Genomic DNA, 6,562 nt, shown 5'->3' with positions numbered 1-6,562 from the left:
GCGGACAAGCCGTTCTACCGGGGCTCCGCTTCCTACGTCCGGCGGTCGACCGGATCGACCCTTGTCACCGGCCGATCAGCCCTTAACTTCACGGCCTTGCCCTAAAGGCCGGGGCATCCTCCGGATACTCGGTGAGGCGGGGAGCGGGCCGGTCGGGGTTTCCGCTCCGCGAGACGGCGCGGCCGGGTCCAGGGCGTGTCTGCCACCCGCCCTGGCCGGGTCCGCGTTCCGGTACGGCGTTTCCGCTCCCGGTCATGTCCGGTTCCGGTCGGCCCCGGTGGGCTGACCTGCGGCGCGGCGGCGCGCAGGATGTGCGGCATGGCTCTTCCCGAAGCTTCGACGATCTGGTTGGACGGCGCGCTGGTGCCCTGGCAGGAGGCCCGGGTGCACGTCCTCACGCACGGCCTGCACTACGGCACGGGGGTGCTGGAGGGCACCCGGGTGTTCGCCACGGCGGACGGCCCTGCGGTGTTCCGGCTGCCCGAGCACCTGCGTCGGCTGGACCGCAGTGCCCGGATGATCCGGATGGAACTCCCGTACGGTCCGGACGACTTGGCGAAGGCGACGCTGGAGATGGTGCGTGCCAACGGCCATCGGGAGTGCTACCTGCGGCACTTCGCCTTCCTCGGCTACGGCACGATGGGCATCGACATGCGGCACTCGCCGGTCGGCGTGTCGATCGCGAGCTGGGAGTGGCAGGGCCAACTCCCGCACGCGGAGGGCGGGATCACGCTGAAGACCAGCAGTTGGCGGCGGAACGACCCGAACGCGGTGCCGCCCGCCGCGAAGGCCACCGGCCCGTACCTGAACGCGGTGCTCGCCCGTCGGGAGGCCAATGACGCGGGCTACGACGAGGCGCTGCTGCTCGGCCCGGACGGCACGGTGAGCGAGTGCACCGGGGAGAACGTGTTCGCCGTCCGCGGCGGGGTGCTGCGCACGCCCCCGTCGAGTGCGGGCGCCCTGGAGGGCATCACCCAGGACACCGTGCTGACGCTGGCCCGTGACCGGGGCATCGAGGTCCGCGTCGAGGGGCTCCTGCGCTCGGACCTCTACGCGGCGGACGAGGTCTTCGTCTGCGGTACGGCGGCCGGCATCATCCCGGTGCGCGCTCTCGACGACCGTGCCCTGCCCGGTGCTCCCGGCCCGGTCACCGCCGTCCTGGACGAGGCCTACCGGGCCGCGGTGACGGGCGCCGACCCGCGTTACCGGCACTGGCTGACCCCGGCGGCGTGAGCACCCGTCAGCCCGGCCGGCCGGGTCAGATCTCGTACACGGCGCCCGCGCGGGCGATCTCGACCGGGCCCGGGTAGGCGGCGACGGCGTCGCGGCGGTTGTGCTCGGCGTCGGTCCACGGGGGGATGTGGGTGAGGACGAGCCGGCGGGCGCCCGCGGCGGTGGCGTGCTCGCCGGCTTCGCGGCCGTTGAGGTGGACGGCCCGGTAGGTGTCGCGGCCCTCGATGTACGCGGCCTCGCAGAGGAAGAGGTCGGTGTCGCGGGCGAGTTCGACGAGTTCGGCGCTCTCGCCGGTGTCGCCGCTGTAGACCAGCGAGCTGCCGCCGTGTTCGAGCCGGAACGCGAAGGCGTCGACGGGGTGGTTGACCTGGGCGACGGTGATCCGGAAGGGGCCTAGCCGGAAGCTGCCGGGGGTGAGGGTGCGGAACTCGAACACCTCCTTCATCCCCGGGTTCTCCGGCATGTCGTAGGCGCGGGCGAGCCGCTCGGCGGTGCCGGCCGGGCCGTACACGGGCAGCAGGTCGGGGCAGCCCTCGGCGCGGTAGTTGCGGGCGACCCAGTAGGCGCACAGGTCGACGCAGTGGTCGGCGTGCAGGTGGCTGAGCAGGACGGCGTCGACGTCGTAGAGGCCGGTGTACTTCTGCAGGGCGCCGAGGGCTCCGTTGCCGAGGTCGAGGACGAGGCGGTAGCCCTCGGCCTCGACGAGGTAGCTGGAACAGGGCGAGTCGGCGGACGGGAAGCTCCCCGAGCACCCCACCACGGTCAGTTTCATCCGAGCCCCTCCGCCCCGACACGTCCTGGCTGCTGCTGGAAAACGGCATGGAAAACAGCATGGAAAACGGCAGGCCGGGCCGGTGGACCGGCCGGGAGCACTGCATTGGTGTGTCGAGGGTAAGGGCGGAGCGGCACTTTGCCCCCGTCCCCGTGCCGGGCTGTGGCTGGAATCACCAGAACGCCGGGGACGGTGGCGGGAGGCGGGAGGGGGAGCAACGTGCGGACACGTACTCAACTGTCACGGCCGTCACGGTGGTGGGGTTCACCGCCGGCCCGGTACGGTTCGCCGCATGAACGGCATGACTGCTACCTGGGGCGTCCTGGCGCTGGCCGGCATCGCACTGTTGGCGGCCGTCGCGGCGGTGGTGGCGCGGCGCACCCGTCCGGCCCCGCGCCCGGCCGGCCCGACCGGCCCGCGGCCGCGCCCGGGCACCCGGGCCCGTCCGGAGCCGCAGGAGATCTGGTGGGCGGAGGTGCCGTTCGAGGACGGCCCGGGCTCCAAGGACCGCCCGTGCCTGGTGCTGCGGGTGCACGGCCGGACCGCCACCGTCGCGAAGATCACCAGCAAGCACCACGCCGAGCGCCCCGGCGTGCTGCCGCTGCCGCCCGGCTCGGTGGGCGACCGGCAGGGCCGGGCCAGCTGGCTGGAGACGGACGAGCTGCGCGACGTGCCGCTGTCGGCCTTCCGCCGCCGGGCGGGCACGGTGGACCGCCAGGTCTGGGCCCGGGCGCAGCGGTCGCTTCAGACGGGCTAGGGCCTGTCCGGCGGATCTTGGCGGATCAGCGCGCGGCGTCGGACAGGACCTAGGCCCAGAGCTGGCCCTGCAGCGCCTCGACTGCCGCCTCGGTGGACTCGGCGGTGTAGATGCCGGTGGACAGGTACTTCCAGCCGCCGTCGGCGACGACGAAGACGATGTCCGCGCGCTCCCCCGCGGCGGCCGCCTTGCGGCCGACTCCGATCGCCGCGTGCAGGATGGCGCCGGTGGAGACGCCCGCGAAGATGCCCTCCTGCTGCAGGAGTTCGCGGGTGCGGCGGACGGCGTCCGCGGAGCCGACGGAGAAGCGGGTGGTGAGCACCTCGGCGTCGTACAGCTCGGGGACGAAGCCCTCGTCGAGGTTGCGCAGCCCGTACACCAGGTCGTCGTAGCGGGGTTCGGCCGCGACGATCTTCACGCCGGGGACCTTCTCGCGCAGGTAGCGGCCGACGCCCATGAGGGTGCCGGTGGTGCCGAGGCCCGCCACGAAGTGGGTGACGGTCGGCAGGTCGGCGAGGATCTCGGGGCCGGTGCCGGTGTAGTGGGCGCCCGCGTTGTCGGGGTTGCCGTACTGGTAGAGCATGACCCAGTCGGGGTGCTCGGCGGCGATCTCCTTGGCGATCCGCACGGCGGTGTTGGAGCCGCCGGCGGCCGGGGAGGGGATGATCTCGGCGCCCCACATGCGGAGCAGCTCGCGCCGTTCCTCGCTGGTGTTCTCGGGCATCACGCAGACCATCCGGTAGCCCTTGAGCTTGGCGGCCATGGCGAGCGAGATGCCGGTGTTGCCGCTGGTGGGCTCCAGGATGGTGCAGCCCGGGGTGAGCCGGCCGTCGGCTTCGGCCCGCTCGATCATGTGCAGCGCCGGGCGGTCCTTGATCGAGCCGGTCGGGTTGCGGTCCTCCAGCTTGGCCCAGAGGGTCACCAGGCCCTCGTCGTTGCCGGGGACGGCGGCGGACAGCCTCGGCAGGCGGACCAGCGGGGTGTTGCCGACGGCTTCGAGCGGGCTGTCGTAACGCAAGGGGGGCCTCCGGCCACGGCGGTGAGGGTCGCGGGGTGGCTCCCCCACCGGCGGCGGGGGAGCCGGTGGATCAGCGGGCGCCGCCGGCCACGGCGGGCAGGATGGTGACGCTGTCGCCGTCGGCGAGGGCGGTGGAGATGCCCTCCAGGAACCGGACGTCCTCGTCGTTCAGGTAGACGTTGACGAAGCGGCGCAGCTCGCCGCCCTCGACCAGGCGGGCGGCGATGCCCGGGTGCCGGGCGTCGAGGTCGGCGAAGAGTTCCCCGAGGTTGCTGCCGTTGCCCTCGACGGCCTTGGCGCCGTCGGTGTAGGTGCGGAGGATGGTCGGGATGCGGACCTCGATGGCCATGGGTGCGCTCCTGTGCGGGTCGTGGAGTGGGTGGGCCGCGGCGGTCGCGGCAGGGCGGGCGGTGCCCGGGGCTCGGCGTCGCCGGTGGGCCCGGGTGCGGCGGGGCGGCTCTCAGCGCGAGCGCGCGGGCGTGCCGGGACAGATCGCGCCGGCGTGCCGGCACAGGTCGATGTGCAGGCGCGCCACGAGGCGGGTGCCCGGGGCCTGGTTGCTCACATCGACGGAACGCATGGGCTCATCGTATAGATTCCCGGGCCCGCTCCGACATGCCTGTCTCGGGATCCGGATGTTCTCGTTCCCAGTGCTGAGACGCCAGGGCCCGCCGACCGGGTGCGTACGGTCGGCAGGCGGGGCGCGAGCGGGTGCCGGTCAGGCCGGGTAGTCCTCGACGACCTGGACGTCTTCCTCTGTGATCTCGCCGTCCACGATGCGGAACGAGCGGAACTGGTAGGGGTCGTCCGCGCCGTTGCCCTCGGCGGTGGAGACCAGGACGTAGTGGGCGAACGGCTCGGAGGCGTAGCTCACGTCGGTGCGCGAGGGGTAGGCCTCGGTGGCGGTGTGCGAGTGGTAGACGATCACGGGCTCCTCGTCCCGGTCGTCCATCTCGCGGTAGAGCTTGAGCAGGTCGCCCGAGTCGAACTCGTAGAAGGTGGGCGAGCGGGCGGCGTTGAGCATCGGGACGAACCGCTCGGGCCGGCCGCTGCCGGCCGGTCCGGCGACCACGCCGCAGGCCTCGTCCGGGTGGTCGGCGCGGGCGTGGGCCACGATCCGGTCGCGGAGTTCTCGGGTGATGGTCAGCATGCGGGTCAGGATAGCCACGCCCCGGCGGCTGTCCGCCGGGGCGTCCGAGGCTCGGTCAGTGGGTGTCCACGTTTCCGTTGCGGGCGTGCAGGTGGTCGTGGGCGGTGCCGTGGGCGGCCTGCGGGTTGCGGCGCTTGAGCACCTGGTAGCCGATCACCAGCACCGCGGCCCAGGCGGGGAAGACGTACAGCGAGATCCGGTTGTCCTCGTCGAGGGCGATCAGCACGACGACCAGGGCGAGGAAGGCGAGCGCGGCCCAGCTGACCCAGGCGCCGCCGGGCGCCTTGAAGGTGGGCGCCGGCAGGTGGCCGCCCTTCCAGGCCTTGCGGTAGCGGATCTGGGAGATCAGGATCATCGCCCAGGTCCACAGGCCGCAGACGGTGGCGACCGAGGTGATGTACTCGAACGCCCGCTCCGGGACGAGGCGGTTGAGGACCACGCCGACGCCCATCAGCAGGCAGGAGACGGTGATCGCGACGGCCGGGCTGCGGCGGGCGTTGAGCTTGGTGAGCTGCCCGGGGGCCTGGCCGCGCAGCGCGAGGTCGCGCAGCATGCGGCCGGTGGAGTACATGCCGGAGTTGCAGGAGGAGAGCGCGGCGGTGAGCACCACGAAGTTGATGATGCCGGCCGCCGCGGGGATGCCGATCTTGCCGAAGGCGGCGACGAACGGGCTGACGCCGGGCTGGAATTCGGTCCACGGGACGAGCGAGAGGATGACGACCAGGGCGCCGATGTAGAACAGCGCGATGCGCCAGGGCAGGGTGTTGATGGCCCGCGGCAGGGTCTTCTCGGGGTTCTCGCTCTCGCCCGCGGTGACGCCGACGAGTTCGACGCCCAGGTAGGCGAACATGACGATCTGCAGGGTCATCACGGTGGCGCCGATACCCTTGGGGAAGAAGCCGCCGTTCTCCCACAGGTGGGTGACCGACGCGGTGTCACCGGCCTTGCTGAAGCCCAGGGTGAGCACCCCGATGCCGATCAGGATCATGCCGATGATGGCGGTGACCTTGACCATGGAGAACCAGAACTCGATCTCGCCGAACACCTTCACCGAGATCAGGTTGGCCGCGTAGAGGATGACCAGGAAGGTCAGTGCGCTGAGCCACTGCGGGATGTCCGGCGCCCAGAACTTCACGTACACGGCGGCGGCGGTGGTCTCGGCCATGCCGGTGACGACCCAGAACAGCCAGTACGTCCAGCCGGTGACGTAGCCGGCGAAGGGGCCGAGGAACTCCCGCGCGTACTCGGCGAAGCTGCCGGAGACCGGGCGGTAGGTGAGGAGTTCGCCGAGGGCCCGCATGATCACGAAGATCACCACGCCGGCGACGGCGTAGGAGAGGATCAGGCTCGGGCCGGACTTGGAGATCGCGGTGCCGGCGCCGAGGAAGAGGCCGGTGCCGATGGCGCCGCCGATGGCGATCATCTGGATCTGGCGGCTGCCGAGTCCCCGCTCGTAGCCCTCCTCGTCCGGTTTGGTGTCGACGACTTCGTCGTACAACTTCTCGGCCATGGTGCACCGTCCTGGTCGGTCTCGGGAGTGGAGAAGTCGTACCACGCACCATCCGGATAGCGGTGTTCGTCTGAGCGATATTTGAGCATGGCCTGGTATGATCTGCCCGATTTTGCACGGAA

8 protein-coding genes are annotated in these 6,562 nt (G+C 71.8%); 2 read left to right on the top strand and 6 right to left on the bottom strand.

The features are described 5' to 3' along the window. Positions 1 to 318: 318 nt before the first annotated feature. Positions 319 to 1,233, top strand: coding sequence for a branched-chain amino acid transaminase (locus OP86_RS27545; protein WP_030059788.1), 915 nt, complete (start codon positions 319 to 321; stop codon positions 1,231 to 1,233). 25 nt (positions 1,234 to 1,258) lie between these two features. Here the strand turns inward: OP86_RS27545 and OP86_RS27540 are convergent, their stop codons facing one another. Next, the gene (locus OP86_RS27540) at positions 1,259 to 2,005 is read right to left on the bottom strand and encodes an MBL fold metallo-hydrolase (RefSeq protein WP_030059787.1); all 747 of its coding nucleotides are present in this window, start codon (positions 2,003 to 2,005) and stop codon (positions 1,259 to 1,261) included. Positions 2,006 to 2,306: 301 nt separating this feature from the next. Here OP86_RS27540 and OP86_RS27535 point away from each other — a divergent pair, with 301 nt between their 5' ends. After that, complete coding sequence (locus OP86_RS27535) at positions 2,307 to 2,762, top strand: type II toxin-antitoxin system PemK/MazF family toxin (protein ID WP_030059786.1); 456 nt, start codon at positions 2,307 to 2,309, stop codon at positions 2,760 to 2,762. Between the two features lie 49 nt (positions 2,763 to 2,811). Here OP86_RS27535 and OP86_RS27530 read toward each other — a convergent pair whose 3' ends face one another. From OP86_RS27530 to OP86_RS27515, 5 genes are all read right to left on the bottom strand, one after another. After that, positions 2,812 to 3,780: a PLP-dependent cysteine synthase family protein gene (locus OP86_RS27530; protein ID WP_030059785.1), complete on the bottom strand. Its 969-nt coding sequence runs from the start codon at positions 3,778 to 3,780 to the stop codon at positions 2,812 to 2,814. Positions 3,781 to 3,850: 70 nt separating this feature from the next. Further along, positions 3,851 to 4,129 (bottom strand): MoaD/ThiS family protein, encoded by a 279-nt coding sequence (locus OP86_RS27525; RefSeq protein ID WP_030257420.1) that lies wholly within the window; start codon positions 4,127 to 4,129, stop codon positions 3,851 to 3,853. Positions 4,130 to 4,240: 111 nt separating this feature from the next. Further along, a complete protein-coding gene (locus OP86_RS39065) occupies positions 4,241 to 4,360 on the bottom strand; it encodes a putative leader peptide (protein WP_317621128.1) in 120 nt (39 codons plus the stop codon). 138 nt (positions 4,361 to 4,498) lie between these two features. Then, complete coding sequence (locus OP86_RS27520) at positions 4,499 to 4,930, bottom strand: M67 family metallopeptidase (protein ID WP_030059783.1); 432 nt, start codon at positions 4,928 to 4,930, stop codon at positions 4,499 to 4,501. A gap of 55 nt (positions 4,931 to 4,985) precedes the next feature. Continuing rightward, positions 4,986 to 6,440, bottom strand: coding sequence for an amino acid permease (locus OP86_RS27515; RefSeq protein ID WP_051830776.1), 1,455 nt, complete (start codon positions 6,438 to 6,440; stop codon positions 4,986 to 4,988). Positions 6,441 to 6,562 lie beyond the last annotated feature (122 nt).

The organism is Streptomyces novaecaesareae, from assembly GCF_000716875.1.
Classification (GTDB): domain Bacteria; phylum Actinomycetota; class Actinomycetes; order Streptomycetales; family Streptomycetaceae; genus Kitasatospora; species Kitasatospora novaecaesareae.
The sequence above is the reverse complement of the archived record's forward strand: the minus strand, read 5'-3'. Positions and strand labels throughout refer to the sequence as shown.

Bases quoted from the DNA above. Each gene is read 5' to 3' on its own strand.
- OP86_RS27520 (WP_030059783.1), bottom strand. From the start codon at position 4,930: ATGCTGACCATCACCCGAGAACTCCGCGACCGGATCGTGGCCCACGCC.
- OP86_RS27515 (WP_051830776.1), bottom strand. From the start codon at position 6,440: ATGGCCGAGAAGTTGTACGACGAAGTCGTCGACACCAAACCGGACGAG.
- OP86_RS27540 (WP_030059787.1), bottom strand. From the start codon at position 2,005: ATGAAACTGACCGTGGTGGGGTGCTCGGGGAGCTTCCCGTCCGCCGAC.
- OP86_RS27545 (WP_030059788.1), top strand. From the start codon at position 319: ATGGCTCTTCCCGAAGCTTCGACGATCTGGTTGGACGGCGCGCTGGTG.
- OP86_RS27525 (WP_030257420.1), bottom strand. From the start codon at position 4,129: ATGGCCATCGAGGTCCGCATCCCGACCATCCTCCGCACCTACACCGAC.
- OP86_RS39065 (WP_317621128.1), bottom strand. From the start codon at position 4,360: ATGCGTTCCGTCGATGTGAGCAACCAGGCCCCGGGCACCCGCCTCGTG.
- OP86_RS27535 (WP_030059786.1), top strand. From the start codon at position 2,307: ATGACTGCTACCTGGGGCGTCCTGGCGCTGGCCGGCATCGCACTGTTG.